The following is a 25,403-nucleotide window of genomic DNA, read 5'->3' as shown; positions in this document are numbered from 1 at the left end:
TAACGCGTTTGTCATGAACTTTATCCGTTTTGTAAAAGGTAGTATACAGTTGTTTTTCCGGGGGACAAAGACCTATTATGCCTGGTTGCTGTTTCTTTTTGTGCTGATCGTTTGGGGAGCCGGCGGATACGCAGGGCAGCTCCGCGACGGTTTAATAACCACCAACATGCGCGATTCGGTGTCGTGGGCGTTTTACATCGGTAACTTTACGTTTTTGGTGGGAGTAGCCGCGGCAGCTGTGATGTTGGTTATCCCGGCTTACATTTACAACTGGAAGCCCATAAAGGAGATTGTAATTTTTGGCGAGTTACTGGCCGTTTGCGCTGTAATCATGAGTATCGCATTTATTGTTGTCGACATTGGAAATCCCATGCGGTTCTGGCACATGCTGCCCATTCTGGGGACCATGAATTTTCCGTATTCCATGCTTTCGTGGGACTTCTTCTTTTTGCTGGCTTATCTGATCATCAATTTTGTGGTGGTTTCTCATCTGTTGTATGCCATCTTTTACAAAAAAGAGTACCGGAAAAAAATGGTGCTTACCATCGTTTTTATCAGTATCCCGATGGCAGTGGGAATTCACACTGTAACAGCCTTTTTGTATAACGCATTGCCTGCCCGCCCGTTTTGGAACAGTGCTTTGCTGGCACCGCGCTTTCTGGCATCGGCCTTTTGTTCGGGACCGGCTATTTTGCTGATCCTTTTTCAGATACTTCGGAAAATTACCAATTTCGAGATTAAAGATGAAGCCATCTGGCGGATTGCCGAATTAATGGTTTACGCTATGTTTATCTACCTGTTTTTTACGATCGCCGAACTTTTCAAGGAGTTTTACTCCGGAACGCAGCACCTGTTGTACTGGAAATATTTGCTCTTCGGAATTGGCGATAACAAAGAGCTTGTGCCGTACAGCTGGTTGTCGATTGGGATGGGTTTTGCCGCTTTTATCCTCTTCCTGATTCCCAAAACACGAAAAAACTTTGTGACGCTGAACATTGGAACGGTGTTGATCTATTCCAGTGTTTACGTGGAAAAAGGTATTGCGCTGATCATCCCGGGTTTCACTCCCGACGTTTTGGGGCAGATTTATGTCTACACACCTTCGATGACCGAGATCAGAACGGCCGTTCTGATCTTTTCGCTGGGTTCTTTGCTTTTTACTTTTTTGGTGAAAGTGGCCATAGCGATTATTTTCGAGAATTATAACATTGGTTCTATTCGTGGGAAAGAAGAAAGTGTGAGAATTCAAGCGTAAGTCAATTTTAGCTGGCATATTAATCTTTTTTGAAGGGGTTTGTCGACAGATAGTTTATTTAGAATTGTTCTTATTAATGTGTTGATATGTAGTTTTTTGTAGTTGACTTTTATGCTTGTTTTCTTTTGGGCGAAACAAAAAATGAGGGTAAAAAATTTTCATTTTTAATTTAACCTTAAGTTTAAGTCGTCCGAAATATGATTTTTGTTAACATTCCTCAAAAACAAGGTGCTTTGATTCTCTCAATCAGCTAAAACCCTTAAGTTTGCCGCACGATTTTCAAAAACAACTTTCAACATGGCAGAAAAAGATAAAAAGCTTTTCACAGAATTCAATTCTGTTACTACAGAAGAGTGGGAAGCCAAGATTATTGCCGATTTAAAAGGCAAAGACTACGACCGTGCGTTGGTCTGGAAGACTTTCGAGGGCTTCAACGTTCGTCCGTATTACCGTCAGGAAAACCTTGCCGGAAAGGATTATCTGGAGTCACTTCCGGGTGAATTTCCGTTTGTGCGGGGAAACAATAAAACCAATAACAACTGGTTTATCCGTCAAAACATTTTTGTAACTGATTTCGAAGAAGCCAATGCTAAAGCACTTCGGGTTTTAGGTAAAGGAGTTACTTCCTTAGGGTTTCTGTTCAGCGACTGCTGTTCGGTAACCAAAGAAAACCTGGCAATATTGCTGAAAGACATTTGTGTGGAAGCTGCTGAAGTAAACCTGGTTTGCCCCAGCGACGACTGCAACCTGGCTGAACTTTTTGTTGACTATGTGTCGGCAGGAAAATGGAACAGGGAAAATGTTGTGGCCTCAACTGCTACCGACCCGATCGGAACTTTTGTTTTAAAAGGAGTTCTGGAAGAAGGCGCTGTGGCTAAGCTGAAACCCGCGATCGAAAAAGCCAAAGCGTTGCCAAAATTCAGAACGGTGGCCGTTCATGGTAAATTCTTTGCCAACAGCGGTTCATCCATTGTTCAGGAACTGGCGTTCTCATTGGCACAGGGTGCTGAGTATTTAACTCAACTTACCGAAGCCGGAGTTTCAATCGACGATGCTGCAAAAGCCATCAAATTCAATTTTGGTATCGGCAACAACTATTTCATGGAAATTGCCAAGTTGCGTGCCGGGCGTCTTTTGTGGTCAAAAATTGTGGAAGCTTACGCGCCTGAGTGCAAGTGTTCGGCAAAAATGATCGTTCACAGCGAAACCAACCGTTACAACAAAACCATTTACGATCCGTATGTAAACATGCTTCGTACACAAACCGAAGCCATGTCGGCTATTTTGGGTGGTGCACATTCGGTAACCGTACTTCCGTTTAACGCTATTTACGAAGATTCAACCGAATTCTCGGAAAGAATTGCCCGTAACCAGCAGATCCTGTTACAGGAAGAATCTCATTTGAGTAAAATTGCTGACCCGTCGGCAGGTTCTTATTACATCGAAAACCTTACTGAATCGATCGCTGATCAGGCATGGAACCTGTTCCTGACTATTCAGGAAAAAGGCGGATTTATTGCTGCTTTCAAAGAAGGATTTATTCAGGCTGAAATTAAAAAGATGGCAGCCGAGCGCGACAAACGTTTTGCTCAACGTCGCGAAAACCTGTTGGGAACCAACCAATTTCCGAACTTCAACGAAAAACTGAAACCCGGTTTTGACGGTTCGGTATTCGAGCCGGTTGATCTGACGGTTGAAGGCGCTGAAGTGGAGACATTGAAACCCTACCGCGGAGCCCAGGCTTTTGAGGCATTGCGCTATTCTACCGACATGTACTCGCAGGAAAATAAACGTCCGCTGGCATTTATGCTTACCATTGGTAACCTGACATTCCGTAAGGCACGTGCACAGTTTAGCTGTAACTTCTTTGCTGTAGCCGGTTTCGATGTACAAGACAATAACGGATTTGCAACTGTTGAAGAAGGCGTTGCTGCTGCGAAAGCTGCCGGTGCCGACATTGTTGTGGTTTGTAGTTCTGATGAGGAATATGCTGAAATTGCTCCAAAAATGGCCGAACTGTTGGAGGAGGAAATTTTGGTAGTTGCAGGAGCTCCGGCTTGTATGGCTGAACTTCAGGAAAAAGGAATTACCAATTTCATTCACGTGAAAAGCAACATTCTGGAGGATCTGAAAGCGTATCAAACAAAATTGGGAATCTAAAAAGCGGAAACTATGAAACCAGATTTTAAAAATGTAAACATAAAAGCAGCCGCTGCTCAGAAAGATTTGGGCGACTGGACTGCAAAAAACAATATCAAAAAAGACTGGATCACTCCTGAGCAGATTCCGGTAAAACCGGTGTATACGAAGGAAGATCTGGAAGGCATGGAACACCTGAACTATGCGGCAGGTTTGGCACCATACCTTCGCGGACCTTATTCAACCATGTACGTTATGCGTCCGTGGACGATCCGCCAGTATGCAGGTTTCTCAACTGCTGAAGAATCCAATGCATTTTATCGTCGTAACCTGGCTGCCGGACAAAAAGGTTTGTCGGTTGCATTCGACTTGGCTACTCACCGCGGATACGACTCTGATCACCCGCGTGTAATTGGCGATGTTGGTAAAGCAGGTGTGGCCATCGACTCGATCCTGGATATGAAAATCCTGTTCGATCAGATTCCGCTCGATAAAATGTCAGTTTCCATGACCATGAACGGTGCCGTACTTCCAATTATGGCATTTTATATTGTAACCGGTCTGGAGCAGGGCGCAACATTGGAACAGCTTTCAGGAACCATTCAGAACGATATTCTGAAAGAATTCATGGTGCGTAACACTTACATTTACCCGCCGGAATTCTCCATGAAAATTATTGCTGATATTTTCGAGTTTACTTCGCAGCACATGCCGAAGTTCAACTCTATTTCCATCTCGGGTTACCACATGCAGGAAGCCGGTGCAACGGCCGATATTGAAATGGCTTACACACTGGCCGATGGTTTGGACTACCTCCGCACAGGTGTTAAAGCAGGTTTGGATATCGACGCTTTCGCTCCGCGTCTGTCGTTCTTCTGGGCCATTGGTATGAACCACTTTATGGAAATTGCCAAAATGCGCGCTGCCCGTATGATCTGGGCAAAACTGGTGAGCCAGTTCAACCCGAAAAACCCAAAATCGATGGCTTTGCGTACACACTCGCAAACATCGGGATGGTCGTTGACTGAGCAGGATCCGTTTAACAACGTAGGCCGTACAGCTATTGAGGCGATGGCAGCAGCACTGGGTCACACCCAGAGTTTGCACACCAATGCACTGGATGAAGCCATTGCATTGCCAACCGACTTCTCGGCTCGTATTGCACGTAACACCCAGTTGTACATTCAGCAGGAAACCGAAGTTTGCCGTTCGCTTGATCCATGGGCAGGTTCTTACTATGTTGAAAGCCTGACACACGAGCTGGCACAGAAAGCATGGGCGCTGATCGAAGAAGTGGAAAAACTGGGCGGTATGGCAAAAGCCATCGAAACCGGTGTTCCGAAAATGAGAATCGAAGAAGCAGCTGCACGTGCACAGGGTAAGATCGACAGCGGAACACAAACCATTGTTGGTTTGAACAAATACCGTCTCGAAAAAGAAGATCCGATCGATATTCTGGAAGTGGACAACACCGCCGTTCGTTTGTCGCAGATTGAGCGTTTGAATAAGCTGCGTGCCGAGCGTAACGAAGCTGAAGTTCAGGAAGCATTGGCAGCCATTACCAAAGCGGTTGAAACCGGAAAAGGTAACTTGCTGGCACTTTCGATCGAAGCAGCGAAAAAACGCGCATCTTTGGGTGAAATTTCAGACGCCTGCGAAAAAATTGCAGGTCGTTATAAAGCAGTAATCAGAACGATTGAAGGCGTGTACAAAGCAGAAGCAAAAGATAAGTCAGAATTCCAGGAAGCACAGGAACTGGCAAAGAAGTTCGCAGAAATGGAAGGCCGTCAGCCAAGGATTATGATTGCCAAAATGGGGCAGGACGGACACGACCGCGGTGCAAAAGTAGTGGCAACCGGTTATGCCGATATCGGTTTCGACGTGGATATGGGACCGCTGTTCCAGACTCCGGAAGAAGCTGCCAAGCAAGCCGTTGAAAACGACGTGCACGTGGTAGGTGTTTCTTCACTGGCAGCAGGACACAAAACACTGGTTCCGGCCATTATCGAAGAGCTGAAAAAACTGGGGCGCGACGACATCATGGTAATTTGTGGTGGTGTTATTCCTGCTCAGGATTACCAATACCTGTACGATGCAGGTGCGGTGGCCATCTTTGGCCCGGGTAGCAGCGTAGCAGCTGCCGGTAAAAAGATCCTTGAGATTTTGATCGAAGCTTTCAAAGAAAACTAAGCTAAATACAAGACTCAATACTTGAAGTCGCTATATACCGAAAGCCGGTCCCGTTTGGGGCCGGCTTTTATTATAATTAGATTCCATATTTAACAATATTTTCTAATGCAGAAACTAGTAGTTTGTAAAACTGACCATTCGAAATGTTTGTATTAAATGGTTTTTCTATTTCAGCACGAAACCACATATCCCCTCCTTCATAACGATTCGAATAATAACCCCCTAGAATTTTATACTTTAAGACTACACCTTTGTTTGTTTTAAGTTCAAATTCTAATGGTGAAGCATCATTAATCTTGCTATAGTTGAATTTGTGATGGTCAATATCTGAAAATAGAATTATATCACCCAGAGATTCAGCATAGGTATAGTTTAGGTCTGAATCATCACTTTTAGAAAAATTTTCAAAGGCTCTATTAATTTTCTTCAAAAAGATATTTCTTGTCCCGAATGTTTCCTCAAATATCTTGCATATTATAAGCAGTTTGTATTGTTTCAAAACAGAATTTTCTTTAGAGCCCACTTTCGTAAGCATTACAGGGGAATAATTCACAATTTTATTTTCGGAAATAAAGGACGGTTTATAAGAATTGAGTTTTTTAATCTCACGAACCGATAATTCATGGCCTTGGAATAATAATTTGAGAACGGCTACAAAAAGTTCTCCAATTCTGATATAACTTCTAAAATCATGATATAGCTCTAACTTATTCTCAAAATGCGGTTTTACTATTTGGTCAAATACGTCATTATGTAAGAATCTATATATCGTAGTAGAATAGAACTTATCAATATACCCACTAAAATCAACCTCGCTACCGTATTTATGAGCAAATATTTTACGGATATTTTCAATGTCGCAAACGAAAATGATTTTGTCAAAACCGAATTTATTGTCATTTCCTTCTTTGTTTTCGTAGTAATGAACCTGGTCAAAATGGGCGCTAAAAACATTAAACAAACGGAAGATATGCTCCGGATCGAGGCGGTCAAGATCATCAATAATTAAAACTTTACTCTTGTTCCCATCTTCTTGATTTTCTGGTGTAACGAGCTTGTTCAGTATTTCAGAGATAAAGTCAGTGACTCCATCATTTTCATAGAGAAAATGGTTTTCAGCTTGTTCTCCGAACTCTTTGAGCATCTTTAGTTCTGCGTTCGAATTGATTTCTTTTAATCCGTTTCTGAATTTCTCAACTAGAATTCCCAGTTTCTCCGATGCTTTAATAAACGCTCCTACTTTTGGTGCATATTTTAATAAGTTGAATAAAATAGAAAAGCCATTTTGCCCTACATAGTATTTGGTGTATTCTTCTGCGGAAAAATCAAAACTATCCCCGACTTCAAACTTCTCATTCTGAATTAACTGAGCAAGAATATCATATTTGATAAACTTAAAAACATCTTCGTTCGAGAGTAACGAATAATTGATTGGTCTTAGAAAAACGGGAAAATATTCTTCTTTTTCTTTAAAAAACTCGTTTAGGAAATGAGTTTTGCCGATTCCAAATGCTCCGGAAAAAATGATTCTTCGGTTGTGGTGAGGTGTCAGAAATGTTTGAAAATCACTTTTGATTTTGTCGATTGGGATAACAAGTGGTTTGTCGGTCATTTTTTTGTTTTAAAGCTAAAAAACTATTGGGAAAGAAGGCGATTTCTATTTATCGTAATTTTCAACAGGTTGCAAACATATTTGTGTGCTTCGGCGGATCCAACTTATACTGAGTTGTTGGTTTAATAGCAATGTCTGGTTCTATTATATCCAATCCGTACCGGGTTGTTTATCTCGTTGGTGAGATTCTGTACGATTAAAAGCCAACTCGTACCTAGTTGAAAATCGGGAATGTCTGCCTCGCTGTTTGGCAGGAATTCAATTTTAGTAACCCTGTTCAAATCGAAGTTAAGGGTGAACTCAGCAAGAGTTTGTAAGAAAGTTTGTTTATAAAATCTTCAACGCCTCCACAACTTCTTCTACATCGGCCCTCCCTCCATGACTTGAGCTGACTTTGGCAAAAACCACTTTGCCGTTTTTATCGATTACAAACGTGGAAGGGTAAGCAGTTTCTTTGGGTGCATCCCATCGAAGACCGTATTGGTTTACCATTTCGTAATTCGGGTCAAGAGCAAAATAGAATCCTTCAGGAAAAGTAAAGTCGCTGGTAAATTCTTTTGCTTTTTCCTGTAATACTTCCGATGGTCCGGGGTAGATCATCAAAACCTTGGCACCGTGTTTTTTTAGTTGATCGGCTTCGGCAACAAATTCGCCTACCTGCCGGGTGCAAACCGGGCACTGGTATTCGGGCCAGCCACGTAGAACAATTAATACAAGCGGCGATTGATCGTAAAGTTTATTTAGCGGTAGTTCTGTGCCATCAATTAAATGAGCTTTAAAGTCGATGATTTTGTCGCCGGTTTTAACTTTTGAATGAGGTTGCGAAAATGCTGTAACTGAAAAAAATGCCAGTACCAGGATTATAATCGTTTTCATATTGAAGTGTTTTTTATAAGTGAAGAACAGAATGCTCATGGAAATGTTCTTGAGAGTCAGCTGTTTGGTGAACAGTGAGCAGTGCTTCATAGAGTAGGACTGTTGCAATAGAGGTATAAAAATTTTCAAAAATATTTACTGGCTGTGTAACGAATCGTCTAAATTGAGGTATTGTTATTAGTTGCTTGAAATTTCGAGCATTTTCGATTGAAAATTAATGATAGAGACACTGAACGATGAAAGGTTGATGGAGCAGCTTGCCAGCGGTAAAAAGATGGCCGCGGGCATTCTGTACGACAGAAACTACAAAAAAGTGTTTGGGTATTTTGTTCGGATGACAAAAGATTCGGACGTCAGCCGCGATCTCACCCAAAATGTTTTTTTGAAGATTTTGAAATACAGTCAAAGCTGGAAGCCGGACAAGGTGTTTGCTTACTGGCTGTTCCGGATTGCCCGAAACGAATTGGTGGACTATTACCGGGGCACTAAAAAGTTCTTTGCAGTGGAAGAAGACCGCGAGTTGGTAATTAAAGACAGTACCGATTCGGTAAAGGAAATGGAGATCAAAGAATCGTACGATATTTTGATTGAAGCGATGGGGCAGTTGCAACCCGGCGATCGCGAACTGATCGAATTAAACCGTTTCCAGGGATTTTCCTACAAAGAAATTGCAGGCACCATCTCATCGAACGAAAATGCAGTGAAAGTGAGAACGTTCAGGGCCATACAAAAACTGAAAGAGATTTATTCAAAAATTTTAATTGAGTAGTCATGAAGTGCGAAGAAGTAAAAATAAATATTCCGGAGTTGATCGATGGTAAACTGGATGCGGTTACCGGCGCAAAAATGGAACAACACATAAAAGGTTGTGCCTCCTGCCGGGAAGAGTACAACGATTTGAGTTCGTTCCTGAAATTCACCGACTCTTTGCCGGAGATTGAACCGCCGTCGGGAATGAAAGAAGAATTTATGATGATGCTCGAAGAACAGACTTCTTCTCAAAATCCTAGATTGATCATACTTCCTTCGTGGACAAAAGCAGCCGCAGTTGTAGTACTTGCATTGGGAACATTTGCTGCGGGTTATTTTTCAGGTTCGGGAAACGGGCAGAATGCACAGTTGACAGCCGAAGTTCAGAGCCTCAAACAACAGGTGGTGCTGGCCGGGTTGAAAGACTATTCGGGTCCGCAAAAAATTGAGGCGGTATATTCGGCTGCCGAATACAGTACCCAAAGTGCTGATTTGGTCGATGCCCTGATGTACACACTTAACAGCGATAAAAATATAAACGTACGACTGGCCGCCCTCAATGTTTTGTCGGGAATGGTCAGCGATAATCAGCAGGTGAAGTCGGGGCTTGTACAATCCTTGCTGGTTCAGGATAATCCACTTGTTCAGATTTCTCTGATCCAGGTGTTGACAGAATCGGGGGTAAACGAAGCCAAGGACAATATTGAGTTCATAAAGAATCAGGCAGGTACTGATCCGAACGTAAAGGATTTTGCACAGGATATGATGAAAACAATCATATAAGGAAGCAGTGTGTAATGCCGGCTCACGCGGTTTCCTTCATAAAAAGTAAAGAACATTAAATTTCAACAAAATGAAACGATTCACAATTTTATTGGCCGTAATTGCACTTCCTCTCGCACTATTGAGCCAGGAAAGCAAATACGAATACACGCCCAAGGTTAAAAGCCGGATTCTGATTGCCGACTTGTTGGGAGAGATCAATGTAAAGAATAATACCGGAAATGCGATCGTGATAACTTCGGATATCGCTTTTGAAAAACCGGAAAGAGCTGAAGGACTACAGCTGCTCGGAGCCATGGAAGACAATACTGGCTTAGGGTTGAATGTTAGCGAAGCAGACGGTGTGGTAAAGATTGTCGGTACCACTAAAAAGGTGAAAGACTACGCTTATACCATTTCTGTTCCGCAGGGAGTCAAACTGAGTATCGATTATAACAGTCCGTTTGCCAGGAATAACCTGAAAGTGGATTCTTATAACGGAAGTCTGGAGATAAAAACATTGTCGTCGAACGTAACGCTTAGTAATTGCACCGGTCCACTTACGGTAAGCTCAGTAAGTGGAAGCATTGAGGCGGAGTTTAATAGTCTGAGCCAGGAGCAACCTACTTCTCTGGCAACCGTCAGTGGTTTGGTGGATATAACTTTGCCCGCAGCTACCAAAGCCGATATTCAGGTTTCAAATATTACCGGAGATGTGTACAACAATCTTGACCTGGTAAATACTTCTGATAACGAAAAAGACAAGCGTTCGGAAGGATTGGATGAAATCAAGCACCGGAATAACACTGAATACACATTGAATGGAGGAGGGCAGAAGTTATTGCTCAAATCAATCTCCGGAAATATTTACCTGAGGAAAAAGTAGGAGAGCCATGAAAACACTTATTCTATCAGCGCTATTTATTCTGAGTTCCGTATCCGGCATTCTTGCGCAGAGGGTGATCAATGAGAAGATCGAAGTGGACAACAGAGAGACTTTTATGGAATTCAGTTTTGCTCAGGATATTGTTCTTGAGGCATGGGACAAGGATTATATTGAACTACGCGTAGAGGTAAATATCGACGATAATCAATACAACGATTTTTACAATCTTGCTATTGAAAAAGGTGGTCTGAAGTTGAAACTAAAGGAGGACATCGATTTTGAAGGCATTAAGAAGGAAAGAGGAGGAAGCAATCTCAATAATTTTAATTCGGATGTGCATTATTCCCTCAAGGTTCCGGAGCAATTAAAATTTAGTTTGAAAACAATTTCCGGCGAAGTGGAACTGATTGGTTGCAAAGGAGCGATGAAAGTTCATTCCATCTCCGGGTTTATCGACTATACAATTCCGGAAGCGCATCGGATGAAAATTGATTTGTCAACGGTAACCGGTGAAGTGTATTCCAATCTTGAGTTTGATGGAAAAACTCCGGAACGAACTCAATGGGTTGGAACAAAACACCAGCTTTCATTAAATGGCGGATCAACGGAAGTCGATCTTGAGACTGTAAGCGGAGATATCTTTCTTCGGAAAAAGTAGGAGATACCCTGGTAAGATTCATACAGCCGTTTCATAAGTGGGACGGCTTTTTTGTTGGCTAAACTTATTGAAGAGATAGAGTGAAGTTGTTCTTTTTTTAACGACTGTTTTTACCGCTTATTCGCTGAAAGGCTACGTTTATCAGGTGTTTCATACCGTTGATTCATATGTGGCCGGTTTTCTGTGATTAATTCTATATTTGTTGGGAAATGACATCATACAACGCTATAATAATCGACGACGAGACAAATGTTCAGCAAGCTCTTCAACTACTGGTTGGACGTTATTGCCCTGAAATTACTATTTGCGGAGCCGCAGGATCGGGTTCTGCCGGTCGCGAATTACTGAAAAAATATGATGTGCACCTGATTTTTCTGGACATCTCGATGCCCGGAGAAAATGGCTTTGAGTTTCTTTCAACCATCCAGAAAGAGAATTATGCCATCATTTTCACCACTGCGTATGAAGAGTATGCTTTGCGTGCGATCAAGGCAAATGCCATCGACTACCTGTTAAAACCCATCGACCCGGCGGAATTAAAAGAGGCCGTGGCAAAAGCAACTTCGCATCTTGATTTGCGCAGGCAGAATAGGCAGGTACAAGAAACCTATGGAGAGTCGCTGGAGAACCTGGCTGAACAAACCAGCGGAGGAGTCGAGTTTCCGAAGAAGATCACGGTGGTAGAGAAATTTGGGTTTCAGATTATTGAAGCGAAAAAAATAAAATACCTCGAAGCAGACGCCAATTATTGTATCATTCATATTTCCGGGTTGGAGAAAATCGTCTCAAGCAAGTCGTTGGGAGAGTTTGAGAAAATACTGGACCCCGATGTTTTTTTCCGGATCCACAAATCCACGATCATCAATATGAATTACCTGAAGGGATTTTCAAGTTACCAGGGGGCTTATGCCATTTTGGATGATAATACAAAACTGGCCATATCGAGGAGAAGAGCCATTGAGTTCAAAGAAGCGGTTGGTCATTTCTCAAAATCAGTTGATTAGTGCGGAGCTACCTGGTCATACTACTTCTTTTCTTCCTCCAAATCAACCAATCTTTTTGCGAAAATCCTTTTGTAACCAACTATTCGGTAACCGACGGGCTTCCTACCAGTATGATTTATTGTGTGGAAAAGGACAGCCGGGGATTTATGTGGTTTGGAACCGACAAGGGCGTTATTCGTTACGACGGACATAACTTCCTGGTGTTGACCGAAGATGACGGACTGAGTTACAACATGGTTTTCCGGATTAAAGAGGATATGGAAGGTAGGTTGTGGTTTCTGAACTTCGACGGATCGGTCAACTTTTATGATCAAAATAAAATTCATAATGAAGAAACCGACGCCTTTTTGAAAGATGTGAGAACAGGTTTCATGTACCATAATTTCTTTCAGGCTTCTGATTCTACCATCTATTTTTACAATGTAAACTCTGAAATAAATGTTGTTAAAGATCTGAAATACATCGACTTTTTTGATCTGAGCCGGGAATCCAATGGACCAGTTAACACTCTGTATTTAAACGAAAGCCCGGGGAAACACTTTTACTTGTGGTCGTCGTCAGGTAACTATGAGTTGGAAGATCTAAACGAGGTTTCGAAACATATTGAATTGCCCATGTCGCAGGTTCGGGTGTTTTCCCAAAACGACCAGGATGTTTTTTCGGTTGATTTAAGTGGAAACATCAGTTTGTTCCGGAATTATAAACTGGTTGACAGAAACTTTTTGAGTGTTGATAGCAGATTTGTGAATGATATTCTGGTGGACAATGAAGGGTTGATATGGGTTTCGATATTCGACAAAGGCGTATACTGCTACCGTGGAAAGGAACTGTTACTGCACCTTAAAATTGAGGTACCGCAGAATTTGCTACAGGATGATGAAAACAACATTTGGGCGGTTTCAAAAAAGGGAATATATAAAATTAACCGTGATATTGTAAGGTACTCTTTCTTTGGGACAGAAAATTTTGATGGAGAGGGGATTACCGCTTTCTCCAGCTCTACTCCCGAAGGGGTTTGGGCAACCAACGGAGAGCGAATCTTTTTTTTGAAAGGGAATGATATATACAAAAGCGATAAATTGTTTTCTGATCTAAACCTCAACAAGTTACATCATTTGTCGAACGACGTACTACTGGTACATGGACGAATGACTCATTTGTTTACGCTGAAGGAGCCTAGTTTTAATGAACAGGAAAAGAAAATCTATTTCAAAAATATTCTTACGTCGAATTTCCTGGCAGAAAACTCGATAGTAGATGAAAAAAAGAATGTTGTTTATTTGTATGATAATGACTATGTTATTGCCTTGAATGTGGACAGTGATTCTTCGGCCCACTGGAGCTTTCGTGAGGGGCGAATTAGCAATGTTTTGATAAACAACAATCGACAACTTGTTGTAAGTGCTGCATCTAATTTTCTTGTCGACGAGAATAGTATTATACATGCACAAAATGTATACAACCGGTTTAACGGCCGGTTTATATCGGCACATTTAATCCTCGATCCGGAAAATGAAATTTTCAACCTGATTGGGAATGAAATGTATTTGCAGCACGGAAAAGAATTCTACAATGTACTAGGTGATCTGCAGGACCAGGTTGATTTCCGGATTCGGGACATGGCCTATTACGACAGTACTTTGTTTTTTTTTACCGAGAGAACAATTTATTTCATCCATAATCCGCAAAAGGTGATTGAAGGAAAAGAGGTGGAGTTGAATCGTTTGGGTAATGAGTTTCACAACATCAACGATATATTTTGCAAGGACGATAAATTGTTTGTAGGATCTGACGACGGGATGACCGTTATCCCGATAAAAGAGAGTGTAAATACACAGTATCAGCCAACCAAGCCTTATTTTGTCCGGGTTCTGCTCGATGATAAAGAGATTGATGTTTCCCGCGGAGCGATATCCTACAAAAACAAGAACAGGTTGAATATCGAGTTTTCAAGCCTTAATTTTTCTTCAATACCGTCCAACTTTGCCTATATGCTGGAAGGGGTAAACGACAATTGGATTACCGGTACCGAAACACAGGTGGTGTACCTGAACCTGGAGCCCGGAAACTATACTTTCAAACTCAGGTCGAGGAAAAACATGGAAGACTACAGCGAGGCAATTGAGCTTCCGATAAAAGTGGTACCAACCCTTTGGCAGCGATTAATTACAAAGGTTATTGTATTTCTGTTTTTAATTATTCTGGTTTTTTTGGTAGTTCGCAGGTATTATCAGGAACAGATCAGGGCCCGGGAAAAAGATTACCAGCTGGCTACCATTGAGCACCGGGCGCTTCAGTCGATGATGAATCCGCACTTTATTTTCAACTCGCTCGGGTCGATCCAGAAGTTTCTTTTAGAAAATAAACCGGAGGAGGCCGGAAGTTACCTTTCTCAATTTGCAAGACTGATTCGGCAAACCATGAATTCAATTAAATCGAATTCGGTTATACTGGACGATGAGGTGGAAAGGCTGCGAAACTATATTGAGCTGGAGCAATTCAGAATGGATCATAGGTTCGGTTATTCCATCGAAATCGACGAAAAACTTGAAAATGACGATTACAACATTCCTTCCATGATTGTACAGCCGTTTGTGGAAAATGCCATATGGCACGGAATTTCCACCCTGCCGACGAAGGGTTTTATAAAGGTTGTTTTTGAATACCTAAGTGATAAAAGCATTCGGATACTGGTGGAGGACAACGGCATTGGCTTTGCCAAATCAAGAGCCTATTCGCAGTCGAAAAACAGTTTAAATATCTCATCTTCTTTAACTCAGAAAAGAGTGAAGCTACTGGGTGATAAATATAAAGTTCAGACAGGTATACACGCCGAGGAGCTCTATCCGGGGAACGAAAATCCGGGAGCACGTATAACGTTGATTCTTCCGATTATTGAATAAGAAAAGATCGGATATACCATTTAAAAATTGGACTCTACCGCTTATCCATTAAATCCTACCGCATATTCATCAGTGAAAAAAATAGAAAACCTTTTTTTTAATATTGCTTCGTTTTTAGTAAGGTTCTTTATTTCCTGAGTGATTAATAACAAAGATATTACCCTCCCACATTATTTGTCCTTGTTCAGAAGCTTTAGGATCGTTTGTCTGATCCCGATCAACTATTTGAATACACTTTAGAAACTGTCCTTCACTGTCCCTTAAAACATCGAGAATAGTTAGACAAAAAATAAAGCAGAACAAGGTGCTGAGATTAGCCGATCCGACGGGGTCGGCTTTTTTTTGTTTCTACCCCTGCCGTTTCGAAGGTTAAGGTTCTCCGCTCGTGTATTTCAAAAAAAAGATTGTAGAAGTCATTTGCGTTCGTTTCAATTGCATGTTCCGTCGTTTTTCCCGGAATGAAGGATATTTTGTTTCGAAATAAGCTTTTATTGGCGGTTAAGTGTTTTTTTGCTAGAATTAAGTATTTTAGCCAAACTCAAAAAGGGAAATTTTAAGGGCATTATTGCAACATACTTACTTTATTCCCGGTTAATTGTGGATAAAAATGAAAAATCAGAACCTGGCACAGCTTTATAATGAAGCTTTTTCAAAAAACTGGGACAGTCCGGTTTTTTCTGACTACGACGGAGCAACCCATACCTTTAAACAAGTTGGTACGACTATTAAATCGTTGCATTTGTTTTACCAACTGGCCGGATTGCAGCCCGGAGATAAAATCGCGCTGTTGGGGCGAAATTCATCCAATTGGGGAGCTGTTTTTCTTTCCGCTTTATCTTCGGGGCTGGTTATTGTTCCGATACTCCCCGATTTTAACGAGAACGATACCAATCACATCATAAATCACTCGGAGTCGAAACTGGTTTTTAGCTCACGCTTGCAACTGGACAAGATCGATCTGGCGTATTCTGCTCATTTAAAAGGAGTGGTGGTGTTGGACGATTTCAGCCTGCATGTTGGCAGGGACGAGAACCTGGCCTATAAACTGGCCGATGGTTTTCAGTATTACAAGGAGAATACTGTCAGCAAATCGTCTTTTCATTTTTCTGACTGGAAAGGCGAGGACTTGTGTATGATTTCCTATACCTCGGGTACTTCAGGGTTTACGAAAGGTGTAATGATTCCTGCACGGAGTTTACATTCAAATCTGATTTATGCGCGTGAAAACATGCCGCTTCAGGCGGGCGACCGGATCGTATCATTTTTGCCAATGGCACATGTGTACGGTTTGTTGTTTGAATTTCTTTTCCCGGTGACACTGGGCTGTCATATTTCATTTTTGAGCAAAATGCCAACCCCGGCGGTTATTACAAAGGCTTTTGGCGATGTTCAGCCACACCTGATCCTTTCGGTTCCGCTGATTATTGAAAAAATATACAAAAAGAAGATTCAGCCGGCGCTGGATAAACCGGCCATGAAGATTCTTTTGAATATCCCGGGTATTTCAGCGCTGATTTTGAAAAAGATCCGGAAAAAGATGCTTGAGACATTCGGAGGACGCTTTTTCGAGATCGTTATTGGCGGAGCGCCCTTGAATGCCGAAGTGGAGAAATTCTTCAAACGAATAAAATTTCCGTTTACGGTGGGCTATGGTATGACCGAATGCGGGCCACTTATCAGTTATGCTGCCTGGAATAAAACAAAATCGGGATCTGCCGGTGCGCTGGTAGATCGCATGGAGGTGAGAATCGATTCGGAAGATCCGTACAACGTAGTGGGAGAGATCCAGGTGAAAGGCGAAAACGTAATGCTGGGCTATTTTAAAAACGAAGAAGAAACAAAGGCTTCGTTTACCGACGATGGCTGGCTGAGAACCGGAGATTTGGGTATCATCGACCGGAACAATTTTATTTTTATCCGGGGGCGCTCGAAAAACATGATTCTGGGAGCTTCGGGGCAGAATATTTACCCGGAGGAAATTGAAGCAAAACTTGGGAATAAGACGTATGTTGCCGAGTGCGTGGTGATTGAAAGAAAAGGAAAACTGGTGGCACTGGTTTACCCCGATTTTGAAACCATGCAGGCCGACCAGGTAAACAAGGAAGCATTGCCCGAAATTATGGAAGGAAACCGTAAAAGAACCAATGCAGAATTGCCCCGCTATGAACAAATCAGTGCGATTGAGCTGGTGAACGAAGAGTTTGAGAAGACGCCCAAAAAGAATATAAAACGCTACAAATACGTATAAGCAAGGAGAGAGTTTTTCTCTCCTTTTTTGTTGCGTGGTGTTCGGCTTCCTGAGAAACAGGCTTTTCATATGCGTTCGAACAGAAAACTCTGAAAGCTGGCTGTCCTGTCTTTTTGTTGCTTCTTATTTACTATTTTTACTTCCTTACCAACGAAAACCTGAAAATGGGAACTAAAACCGTTTCATCTTTCCAGTCCGAACGTTTGTTGTCGCTTGATTTATTTCGCGGATTGACAATGTTTCTTTTGGTTGCCGAAGGTACTGGCTTGTGGTCGGTATTGGTACGCGAACCGGTGGCCGGTACATTTTTAGAGCCGTTCTTCCGGCAGTTTCATCACCATTCGTGGAACGGTTTGCATTTCTGGGATTTGGTGCAGCCCTTTTTTATGTTTATTGTAGGAGTGGCCATGCCTTTTTCGTATGAAAAGCGATTGAAACAGGGAGCTTCAAAAAGTCAAATAACCAAGCACATCGTACAGCGGTCGGTAATTCTACTGGCATTGGGAGTTGGCCTGCATTGTGTTTACAGCCGCAAATTGGTTTGGGAGTTGTGGAATGTACTTTCACAGTTGTCGGTTACTATTTTGATCGCTTATTTTTTGATGCGTTATAAATGGACCACTCAAGTGGCGGTTTCAATTGCTCTGTTGTTGCTAACCGAAGTTCTGTACCGCACTTTTCCGCTCGAAGGATACAATCAGCCCTTCGTGAAGGATCATAATTTTGGAAGCTGGATGGACATGGTTTTGATGGGAAAGATCAACAACGGCGGAGGCTGGGTGACAATTAACTGTATTCCTACCGCTGCACATACCATCTGGGGAGTGGTGGCCGGGCAAATGTTGCGATCGGGTAAAACAAGTAAGGCAAAACTGAAACTACTTACTTTGCTTGGAGGAGTCTTTTTGTTATCCGGGTATTTACTCGATTGGACAGCGGTAACACCCATCATCAAACGCATCAGTACTTCGTCGTTTGTGTTGGCTTCAGGCGGTTGGGCCTTGCTGTTCCTTGCCTTCAGTTACTGGCTGGTGGATATCCGAAAGCTCAATAGCTGGATATTCCCGTTTGTGGTGGTAGGGATGAATCCGATCTTTATCTATATGTTTTTTAATACGGTTGGTCACCAGTGGTTTAATGGTTTTGTGGCCATTTTTACGCAGGGTGTTTTGAACTGGTTCAGTACACCCGAGTTTGTTGTAAACTTGTTTACGTCCTTGTCAATTCTTACATTGGAGTGGGGCTTGTGCTATTATTTGTATAAAAAGAAAATCTTTTTCAGAATATAAAAGATTTCCGTTTTCGGATATCTTCGTAAAACATGAATTATTAATTTAATCAAAGAGTTATGCATATTAATCGTAGAAATTTTATTCGCACCTCTGCTGCTTTTGTAGGTGCTACTGTACTTGCTACTCCTGCCATGGCAAGTGTGCTGGGGACAAAATCGCGTTACCGGATATCTTTGGCTGAATGGTCGTTTCACAAGGCCATTTTTGCCGGCGAAATGAGCAATCTAGACTTCCCAAGGGTAACCCGGGAGTTGGGAATGGAAGGCGTAGAGTATGTCAACCAGTTTTTCAAAGACAAGGCAAAAGACGAGAAATACCTGGCAGAGTTAAAGAAGATCACTAAAAACGAAGGTGTAAGCAATGTGCTTATCATGTGTGACGGTGAAGGAATGGTTGGGCATCCGGAGAAGAGCGAGCGCGAGAAAACCGTTGAGAACCACAAGAAATGGATCGATGCCGCAGCGTTTTTAGGATGCCATGCCATACGGGTGAATGCCGGTAGCCGGGGGACATTCGAAGAACAGCAAAAACTGGCTGCTGACGGCTTGCACATGCTTTGCGAGTACGGCGATAAGAAAAAAATAAATGTGATTGTTGAGAACCACGGAGGATTATCCAGCAACGGAGACTGGTTGTCGGGTGTAATGAAAATGGTGGATCACAAAAGGGTAGGGACTTTACCCGATTTTGGGAATTTTACTCTTGATTGGAACACCGGCGAAAGCTACGACCGCTACAAAGGAATGGAGCAGTTGATGCCGTATGCCAAAGGTGTGAGTGCAAAGTCGAATGTGTTTAATGCCGAAGGCGACGAAGCCAACATGGATTACTACCGCCTGATGAAGATTGTTGACGATGCCGGTTACAAAGGTTTTGTAGGCGTTGAGTTCGAAGGTTCTGAACTTTCGGAAAGAGACGGTGTAATTGCGACTAAAAAACTACTGGAAAAAGTTTTTGCAACGCTTTAATCAAATAATTCCCCGTGGCTTGCCACGGGGACAGTCAACTTTAAGGCTTTTCTTTATTTAACTGAAAAACATTTTCTTATCACGCGGGTGTGGCGGGAAGGTGTTTAAAATGTGTTAAAATAGAATCAGCCCGTAACAAAGAATCAGCTTTGTTCGTAAGCCCAACTACAACTTTGCAGTAGGAATACGAACTTAAGTGGTTGATTGAAAACATTTAAGACAAAGTTTGAGAGGTCATTAGTTGTTTGTCTTTCAGGGAGAAGCGGTGAGAGCATCACCGCTTCTTTATTGTGTACTATTTGTTGAGCATTTTGCCAACTTCCAAAAGTATTTTTACCGACTCTTCCGGAACATTTCCGTTTCCATCGGGACCAATATTCAGCAAAAGATTGCCTCCTTTTGCGTTAATGTCTTTTAGCTTGTTGTAAACCGTTTCGGCGTCTTTCCAATCGGTGTCACTGGCTTTGTAGCCCCACGAGTGGTTCATGGTATAGCAGGCTTCCCATTCATGTCCGAGTGCCTGCCCGGGATGTTCCTGTTCCGGTGTGCCAAAATCTTTTTTAAAGAGGCTGCGTTTGGCAACGCGGTTGTTGATCAGGATCTCCGGTTTTAATTCGCGGATGTACTGGTACAGATCTTCTCCGGATGTCATGTCCCACCAGTAAACCCAGTCGCCGTCAAACCAAAGCATGTCGGTGTCGTAATTTTCGATCAGCTCTTTCACCTGGTTTTTCATGTATGTTATGTATTCCTCCTTTTTGCCCGACTTCATCCGGATGTTTCCCCAGCGCGAACCATCCTTGCCGTCAATGTTTCGTTCCTGCGAAGGATGATGCCAATCGATAATGCTATAGTAGGTTCCGAATTTCAGCCCGTATTTTTTACAGGCTGCACTTAATTCTGCCAGAATATCACGCCCGGCAAAAGGAGTACTGGCCACATCAAATTTGGTGTATTGGCTGTCCCACAAACAAAATCCTTCGTGGTGTTTTGTGGTGATCACAATGTACTTCATGCCCGCTTTTTGGGCGGTTTCTGCAATAAAATCGGCATTGAAATCTTTTGGGTTGAAGGTGGAGATCAGTACGGCATACTCCTGCGCAGGAATGTCGGCCTTCGACTGGATCCATTCGGCATAGCCGTCCACCTCTTTCCCATCCCAAACACCACCTAACTGGCTGTACAGCCCAAAGTGTATAAACATGCCGTATTTGGCATCGGTAAACCACTTCATCCGTGCCTGGTAGTCGGCCGTGGATTCATTTAAATAATCGGTTTGTGCCACCAAAGTCAGCTGACTGATAAGCACACACACGATGAATGAGAATAAACTCTTTTTAATCATTTGTTTTTGTTTATTGGTTCAAGTTATTTTCAGCACACAAGCTACAAAAATTGAATTATTTTCCCCAATTCTTATTGGGCGTTGGTCCCATTTCCAATTCAAGTTTTCCGCCTTTTAACAGTTCGCTGGCCGGAAATTTAAAATCGTTCAACTTCTTGCCATTCAACTTAGCCGATTGGACATATTTATTCTGTCGGGAGGCATGTTTCGCTTCAATGGTAAATTTCTCCCCACGTCCAAAGCGCTCTCCCAAATCAATTTCTACTTTTTCAAACAAGGGGCTTCCAATTTCATAGACCGGATCAACGCGGCAACCTCCATCCGTTTGAAACAGCCCAATGGATGCCATGATAAACCAGGCACTCATCTGCCCTTGATCTTCATCACCCAAATACGCATTGGAAATGCCATAACCATAGTAACGATCCAAAATGGAACGGCTCCACTTTTGCGTTAACCACGGCTGCTGCACCCAGTTAAAAAGAAAGGCAAAGTGCATCGACTGCTGATTTCCCTGCATAACCGGGTAGTTCCAGTATTGGTCGTTCAAACCATTGAAGCGTGTTTTATAACTTTCAGTAAATCCCCAATCCAGCCGTTCGATGAAACGGTCTTTCCCAATTGCCTGGGCCAAAGCCGGTACATCCTGCGGCACAAAATAGGTTAACTGCCAAGCATTTCCTTCCACATAGTGGTGGTTAGCTCCAGACTTGTACGGATCAAAATCAGGGAACCACTCGCCTTTGGCATCTTTCATCCGGGCAAAACCAGTTTCCGTATCGATCACATTTTGCCAGTAAGCTCCGCGTTTCGAGAATGTTTGATAATCATCCTGCTTGCCTAGGGCTTTTGCAAACTGCCCAACCGTCCAATCGTCAAAAGCATACTCCAGCGAATTGGAAAAACGGCCTTGGTCGTAGGGCACATAACCATGCTCCAAATAAGTAACCAAGTCCCGGTTACCTGCAAAACCCCCACCCACTTCCTGTGCGGGCGTTGTTTGCATCTTTTTCACAGCCTCGAAAGCTTTCTCCACATCGTAGTCGCGAATCCCCATTTGGTAAGCACCAACAATCAGCGGAATCTCATGCTCGGCCACCATCACCGGAACATATTCCATTCCGGCCGGTCCCTTGGCCAGCCAACCATTGGCGTCATACATGGCCAACTGCGATTTCACCCAACGGTTACTCCATTCCGGCGTTACCAGATTCCAAAACTGATTCAAGTTCCAGAAGGTATTCCAAAAAGCATCGCAGCCCAAAGCCGGAGACGACGGGTCATCCATTCTTCGGATTTCTTCCCCGGCATCCCGCCACTCGCCATTCACATCGCTAAACGTATTACGGCTGCACAAAGCACGATACATGTTGGTGTAAAAACGTGTTTTTTCATGCTTGTCATTGCTGCCCACCTTCACACGACTAAAAAGGTCATTCCAGGTAGCAACATTATTTGTTCGCACGGCCTCAAAGTCCCATCCAAAAGGATCAATGACTTCAGTTTTCAGATTCTCTCTTGCATTTTCAAGGCTCACATAAGAAATCCCTGTGCGAAGCTGCACCACCTTATTTTTTTTCGTATCGAAATCAACAATAACTCCGGCATCTTTTGCTCCCTGAACATTTAAGCTTGCAGCTCCTTTTTCTACGCCATTTTCGGTCCAAGTACTAACTCCGGCTATCGGCTGGTCAAACTCCACAACAAAATAAATGGTGTACTCCTGCGAAATTCCACCGCTCCAAGTATTTGGTGAAAGCTGATGGCTAAAGCCTTCAATTGTATTTTCGCCCGTTTGTTTTACCGAAGCTTCAAGCAGGTCATACTTGTATTCTGAAGGAATCACCAAATCCAGCAAAACGCGCGATCCATCGCGATCTTTCGGAAAAGTATAGCGCTGAAAACCACAACGGGTAGTTGCAGTCAATTCCGCTTGAATGTCATAATCGGTTAAATGCACTTTGTAATAGCCCAAAGGCGCCTGTTCTGTTGATTTATCAATTCGCGAACGGTAGCCACCATCCACATCTTTTTCATCGCCAACTTTCGTTTGAAGTGCGCCATTGGTGGGCATGGTTCCCAATCCGGCCATGGTCCACTCGTGAATGTGCGAGAAGCAAGCCACCGACTCAAAGGTCGGCTCATAACCAGACTGCCAGCCATCATTTTGGTTGTCAGGACTTAATTTGACCATACTGAAGGGCATCCAAGGTCCCGGAGCAATCATCCAGCGAGAATGGCCAGTTCCGATTTTGGTATCGACATAGCCGGCTGGTGAAGTTAACTCCTGAGGCTGCCTCGTTATTTTTCCTGCCTGAAGCTTCTCTCCATCAAGCCAAATTTCATAGCTGCTCTTTTGTACTTTCTGAACTGCCGGCATTGGCACTTCAAATACATACCGTCCTTCTTCCAAGGTTGATGCAAAAACTTCTTCGTTATCCAGAATCACAGTCATATCAGGCGTTCCGGACAGATGCTCAACATCAATCAATAGTGGTTGCGCCTTGTTGCCGTAATGCTCTATTTCGTAATCGGCAGGTTCCACTTTTCGCAAAAAGGCCTGCTTGTTTTGTGTCAGTTCCACTCCCTTAGGCCCTTCAAGTTTGATTTGATCAAAACGAATCCAGGATCCTTCAAGAACAGTCAGGGCGATTTCATTTCCGCCACTTGCAACCAACCCTTTGGGAAGGGGAATTTCGATCAGATATTCCAAAGACTTGTCTGGATCACTGTCGATTGAACTCGCCGGGTTGATTACCGGAATTCGGTACTTCCATGATTTTCCGTTAACCGTCACTTTAAACAATGGCAAATCATCCGGATTGCAATCCAAAAGATCAACCACCAGTTTCCAATCATTGGAACGAGGCAACTGATCCAACCCAAACAGAATGGTCAGGGTACTTGAACGCCAACCAGATGTTCCCCAGGTTCCACCCCAGGTATCGCTTGTCCCGGGAATGATGTATGGCCAGTCTTTTTGATCGTTGGATGTTCCGATCAGGAAATACTTGTCTTCCCATCCAAAGTCATTCGCAATGTAATCAGGATAGCCCTTGGGGGCCAACGCAAATTCCGCACAACTATTGTTGTTTTCACCGATTTGCCAAATTACGTTTTGATCTTTGGCATAAGCTTTTGTTCCTGCCAGACAACACAACAAAAGCAGGTAGCTTAAGCTTTGTTTTATTTGTTTTCTTCTGCCCATTGGTTAAATAGTTCGATTGATTTTCCTAATACCCCGGCAGATCCTTTGAAATCGCCAGAACCTGCCGGAGTTCCATCGATTTTATACCACTCGTAAAACCCTTTGTTTTTAATAACACGGTTCATCATGGGTTGTACCAATTGGTACGCTTCGTCGACCATGTCATTCACAATAAGCTGTTGAATCATTCTTCCGCCAAACCAAGTCCAGTCTCCACCATTCTGATATTCATAGGGAGCAGATACATTCTTGCCCAAAACATCGCTTGGATAAGTCGGGTAAAGTGTCAAACCAATTGAAGGAGCGCCTGATTGCTCAACATTTCTCACCATATGCTTAAGGACTGCGGCAATTTCATCTCTGGTTAAAACGCCTGCTTCAATGGCAACTGCTGTTCCCCCATGATAATGAATTTCATTTTCGTTGAAATCGTCTGGAAAAGGAGAACCATCCAGGTAAATATGTGGAATGAATTTGCTGCTTTCAGTATCCCACAAATACTTGCGAATATTCGCCAGCAAATCTTTCTGCATCGTTTTCCAGCGCTGTTTATCCGAGTTATCATCCGTTAATTCAGCCAAGTTATCCAAAGCAATGGCCAACATTGCATTATCGTACACATCAATGCTCCAATGAGTCAGGCTATCCACGTCCACCACAGCACCCCCTTCAACCTGCACATCTCCCCAGTCAAAGGTTGTAGCACCGGTAATCAGTCCATATTTTGCAGCGTATCTCTCATTCAGCAAGTAATTGATTGACCATTTCAATCGCTCGTAAACAGGCTTACCAGCCACCTCTTCTGCAAGAATTGATTTGTCGCCCGTCTTCGCCACATATTTATAAATAGCCTGAATCAGCGAAGTTTCCTGATCCGTTTCTACCGTATTCTTAAAACCGATGTGTCCGGGAGCTGTTTCCGACTCGTAAGTATTCGGATCTCCCCAGGTAAACGCTTCGCGGGGAACATAACCATCCAGCAACTCGCCGTTTGCCTGCTGAAAATGGAAAAACATCAACAGGTTTTCGCGGATTACTGCATTATCATATTCCTCGCACGACAATTCAATAAAAGTGTTTAAGTCGCGCGACCAGACCATTTGGTAGCCTGATCCGGCATAAAATCCATTCTTCATCAGCTGGCGAGCCATGCTGTCTACTTCCTGCATTGTTTGATCAGCAAGTATTTTATCGGCAAGTTCTTTATTCTTCGAACTGCAAGAGCTTAATAATAGCCCTGCCAGTAAAAGGATTGTTGAAATCTTGTAAAGTCTCATATTTATTCGTTTAAGGAATAGTTGCTACGA

Annotated in this window: 17 protein-coding genes; 12 read left to right on the top strand and 5 right to left on the bottom strand. The window is 42.9% G+C overall.

Going from position 1 to position 25,403, the window contains the following annotated elements:
* The first annotated feature begins 13 nt into the window (after positions 1-13).
* The 3 genes from dsrP (at position 14) to scpA (ending at position 5,584) form a co-directional block, all read left to right on the top strand.
* Entirely contained in the window at positions 14-1,255 is a 1,242-nt protein-coding gene (dsrP, locus tag D1614_RS08010; RefSeq protein ID WP_119437363.1) for a sulfate reduction electron transfer complex DsrMKJOP subunit DsrP, read from the top strand.
* A gap of 297 nt (positions 1,256-1,552) precedes the next feature.
* Entirely contained in the window at positions 1,553-3,415 is a 1,863-nt protein-coding gene (locus D1614_RS08005) for a methylmalonyl-CoA mutase family protein (protein ID WP_119437362.1), read from the top strand.
* A 12-nt stretch (positions 3,416-3,427) separates the two neighbouring features.
* The gene (gene scpA, locus D1614_RS08000) at positions 3,428-5,584 is read left to right on the top strand and encodes a methylmalonyl-CoA mutase (RefSeq protein ID WP_119437361.1); all 2,157 of its coding nucleotides are present in this window, start codon (positions 3,428-3,430) and stop codon (positions 5,582-5,584) included.
* Positions 5,585-5,660: 76 nt separating this feature from the next.
* Here scpA and D1614_RS07995 read toward each other — a convergent pair whose 3' ends face one another.
* Together D1614_RS07995 and D1614_RS07990 are read right to left on the bottom strand one after the other, a co-directional pair.
* Positions 5,661-7,196: a P-loop NTPase fold protein gene (locus tag D1614_RS07995; RefSeq protein ID WP_119437360.1), complete on the bottom strand. Its 1,536-nt coding sequence runs from the start codon at positions 7,194-7,196 to the stop codon at positions 5,661-5,663.
* A gap of 327 nt (positions 7,197-7,523) precedes the next feature.
* Complete coding sequence (locus D1614_RS07990) at positions 7,524-8,072, bottom strand: peroxiredoxin family protein (RefSeq protein WP_162304447.1); 549 nt, start codon at positions 8,070-8,072, stop codon at positions 7,524-7,526.
* Between the two features lie 217 nt (positions 8,073-8,289).
* On the opposite strand from D1614_RS07990, the gene D1614_RS07985 reads away from it, so the two are divergent.
* The 9 genes from D1614_RS07985 to D1614_RS07945 all read left to right on the top strand — a co-directional run bounded on the left by D1614_RS07985 (position 8,290) and on the right by D1614_RS07945 (position 19,543).
* Positions 8,290-8,841, top strand: coding sequence for an RNA polymerase sigma factor (locus D1614_RS07985; protein WP_119437358.1), 552 nt, complete (start codon positions 8,290-8,292; stop codon positions 8,839-8,841).
* A 2-nt stretch (positions 8,842-8,843) separates the two neighbouring features.
* Positions 8,844-9,605 carry an anti-sigma factor family protein gene (locus D1614_RS07980; protein WP_119437357.1) on the top strand — a complete coding sequence of 254 codons (762 nt, stop codon included), beginning with the start codon at positions 8,844-8,846 and terminating at the stop codon, positions 9,603-9,605.
* Positions 9,606-9,675: 70 nt separating this feature from the next.
* Complete coding sequence (locus D1614_RS07975; protein ID WP_147384111.1) at positions 9,676-10,470, top strand: DUF4097 family beta strand repeat-containing protein; 795 nt, start codon at positions 9,676-9,678, stop codon at positions 10,468-10,470.
* Between the two features lie 7 nt (positions 10,471-10,477).
* Complete coding sequence (locus tag D1614_RS07970) at positions 10,478-11,128, top strand: DUF4097 family beta strand repeat-containing protein (RefSeq protein ID WP_119437355.1); 651 nt, start codon at positions 10,478-10,480, stop codon at positions 11,126-11,128.
* A 209-nt stretch (positions 11,129-11,337) separates the two neighbouring features.
* A complete protein-coding gene (locus tag D1614_RS07965) occupies positions 11,338-12,132 on the top strand; it encodes a LytR/AlgR family response regulator transcription factor (RefSeq protein ID WP_119437354.1) in 795 nt (264 codons plus the stop codon).
* Positions 12,132-15,035 carry a sensor histidine kinase gene (locus D1614_RS07960; protein WP_119437353.1) on the top strand — a complete coding sequence of 968 codons (2,904 nt, stop codon included), beginning with the start codon at positions 12,132-12,134 and terminating at the stop codon, positions 15,033-15,035. Before D1614_RS07965 ends, D1614_RS07960 begins: the two co-directional genes overlap by 1 nt.
* A gap of 607 nt (positions 15,036-15,642) precedes the next feature.
* Positions 15,643-17,283 carry an AMP-binding protein gene (locus D1614_RS07955; RefSeq protein ID WP_119437352.1) on the top strand — a complete coding sequence of 547 codons (1,641 nt, stop codon included), beginning with the start codon at positions 15,643-15,645 and terminating at the stop codon, positions 17,281-17,283.
* A 164-nt stretch (positions 17,284-17,447) separates the two neighbouring features.
* Positions 17,448-18,572 carry an acyltransferase family protein gene (locus tag D1614_RS07950; RefSeq protein ID WP_119437445.1) on the top strand — a complete coding sequence of 375 codons (1,125 nt, stop codon included), beginning with the start codon at positions 17,448-17,450 and terminating at the stop codon, positions 18,570-18,572.
* A gap of 59 nt (positions 18,573-18,631) precedes the next feature.
* Entirely contained in the window at positions 18,632-19,543 is a 912-nt protein-coding gene (locus D1614_RS07945; protein ID WP_175579272.1) for a sugar phosphate isomerase/epimerase family protein, read from the top strand.
* A 295-nt stretch (positions 19,544-19,838) separates the two neighbouring features.
* Here D1614_RS07945 and D1614_RS07940 read toward each other — a convergent pair whose 3' ends face one another.
* The 3 genes from D1614_RS07940 to D1614_RS07930 are packed head-to-tail and all read right to left on the bottom strand — an operon-like array spanning position 19,839 to position 25,373.
* Entirely contained in the window at positions 19,839-20,888 is a 1,050-nt protein-coding gene (locus D1614_RS07940; RefSeq protein ID WP_119437351.1) for an alpha-L-fucosidase, read from the bottom strand.
* Between the two features lie 55 nt (positions 20,889-20,943).
* On the bottom strand, positions 20,944-24,096 hold the full coding sequence (locus tag D1614_RS07935; protein ID WP_119437350.1) for a GH92 family glycosyl hydrolase: 3,153 nt from the start codon (positions 24,094-24,096) through the stop codon (positions 20,944-20,946).
* On the bottom strand, positions 24,075-25,373 hold the full coding sequence (locus D1614_RS07930) for a GH36-type glycosyl hydrolase domain-containing protein (protein ID WP_119437349.1): 1,299 nt from the start codon (positions 25,371-25,373) through the stop codon (positions 24,075-24,077). Before D1614_RS07930 ends, D1614_RS07935 begins: the two co-directional genes overlap by 22 nt.
* Between the last annotated feature and the right edge of the window lie 30 nt (positions 25,374-25,403).

The organism is Maribellus luteus (assembly GCF_003576475.1).
In the GTDB taxonomy this organism is placed as follows: Bacteria; Bacteroidota; Bacteroidia; order Bacteroidales; family Prolixibacteraceae; genus Draconibacterium; species Draconibacterium luteum.
Note: the sequence above shows the minus strand (reverse complement) of the source record. Positions and strands in the feature narration are given on the sequence as shown.

Coding starts and splice junctions, on each gene's coding strand:
- D1614_RS07935 (WP_119437350.1), bottom strand. CDS start 24,096: ATGGGCAGAAGAAAACAAATAAAACAAAGCTTAAGCTACCTGCTTTTG.
- D1614_RS07970 (WP_119437355.1), top strand. CDS start 10,478: ATGAAAACACTTATTCTATCAGCGCTATTTATTCTGAGTTCCGTATCC.
- dsrP (WP_119437363.1), top strand. CDS start 14: ATGAACTTTATCCGTTTTGTAAAAGGTAGTATACAGTTGTTTTTCCGG.
- D1614_RS08005 (WP_119437362.1), top strand. CDS start 1,553: ATGGCAGAAAAAGATAAAAAGCTTTTCACAGAATTCAATTCTGTTACT.
- D1614_RS07945 (WP_175579272.1), top strand. CDS start 18,632: ATGCATATTAATCGTAGAAATTTTATTCGCACCTCTGCTGCTTTTGTA.
- D1614_RS07950 (WP_119437445.1), top strand. CDS start 17,448: ATGGGAACTAAAACCGTTTCATCTTTCCAGTCCGAACGTTTGTTGTCG.
- D1614_RS07955 (WP_119437352.1), top strand. CDS start 15,643: ATGAAAAATCAGAACCTGGCACAGCTTTATAATGAAGCTTTTTCAAAA.
- D1614_RS07980 (WP_119437357.1), top strand. CDS start 8,844: ATGAAGTGCGAAGAAGTAAAAATAAATATTCCGGAGTTGATCGATGGT.
- D1614_RS07930 (WP_119437349.1), bottom strand. CDS start 25,373: ATGAGACTTTACAAGATTTCAACAATCCTTTTACTGGCAGGGCTATTA.
- D1614_RS07965 (WP_119437354.1), top strand. CDS start 11,338: ATGACATCATACAACGCTATAATAATCGACGACGAGACAAATGTTCAG.
- scpA (WP_119437361.1), top strand. CDS start 3,428: ATGAAACCAGATTTTAAAAATGTAAACATAAAAGCAGCCGCTGCTCAG.
- D1614_RS07990 (WP_162304447.1), bottom strand. CDS start 8,072: ATGAAAACGATTATAATCCTGGTACTGGCATTTTTTTCAGTTACAGCA.
- D1614_RS07940 (WP_119437351.1), bottom strand. CDS start 20,888: ATGATTAAAAAGAGTTTATTCTCATTCATCGTGTGTGTGCTTATCAGT.
- D1614_RS07975 (WP_147384111.1), top strand. CDS start 9,676: ATGAAACGATTCACAATTTTATTGGCCGTAATTGCACTTCCTCTCGCA.
- D1614_RS07985 (WP_119437358.1), top strand. CDS start 8,290: ATGATAGAGACACTGAACGATGAAAGGTTGATGGAGCAGCTTGCCAGC.
- D1614_RS07995 (WP_119437360.1), bottom strand. CDS start 7,196: ATGACCGACAAACCACTTGTTATCCCAATCGACAAAATCAAAAGTGAT.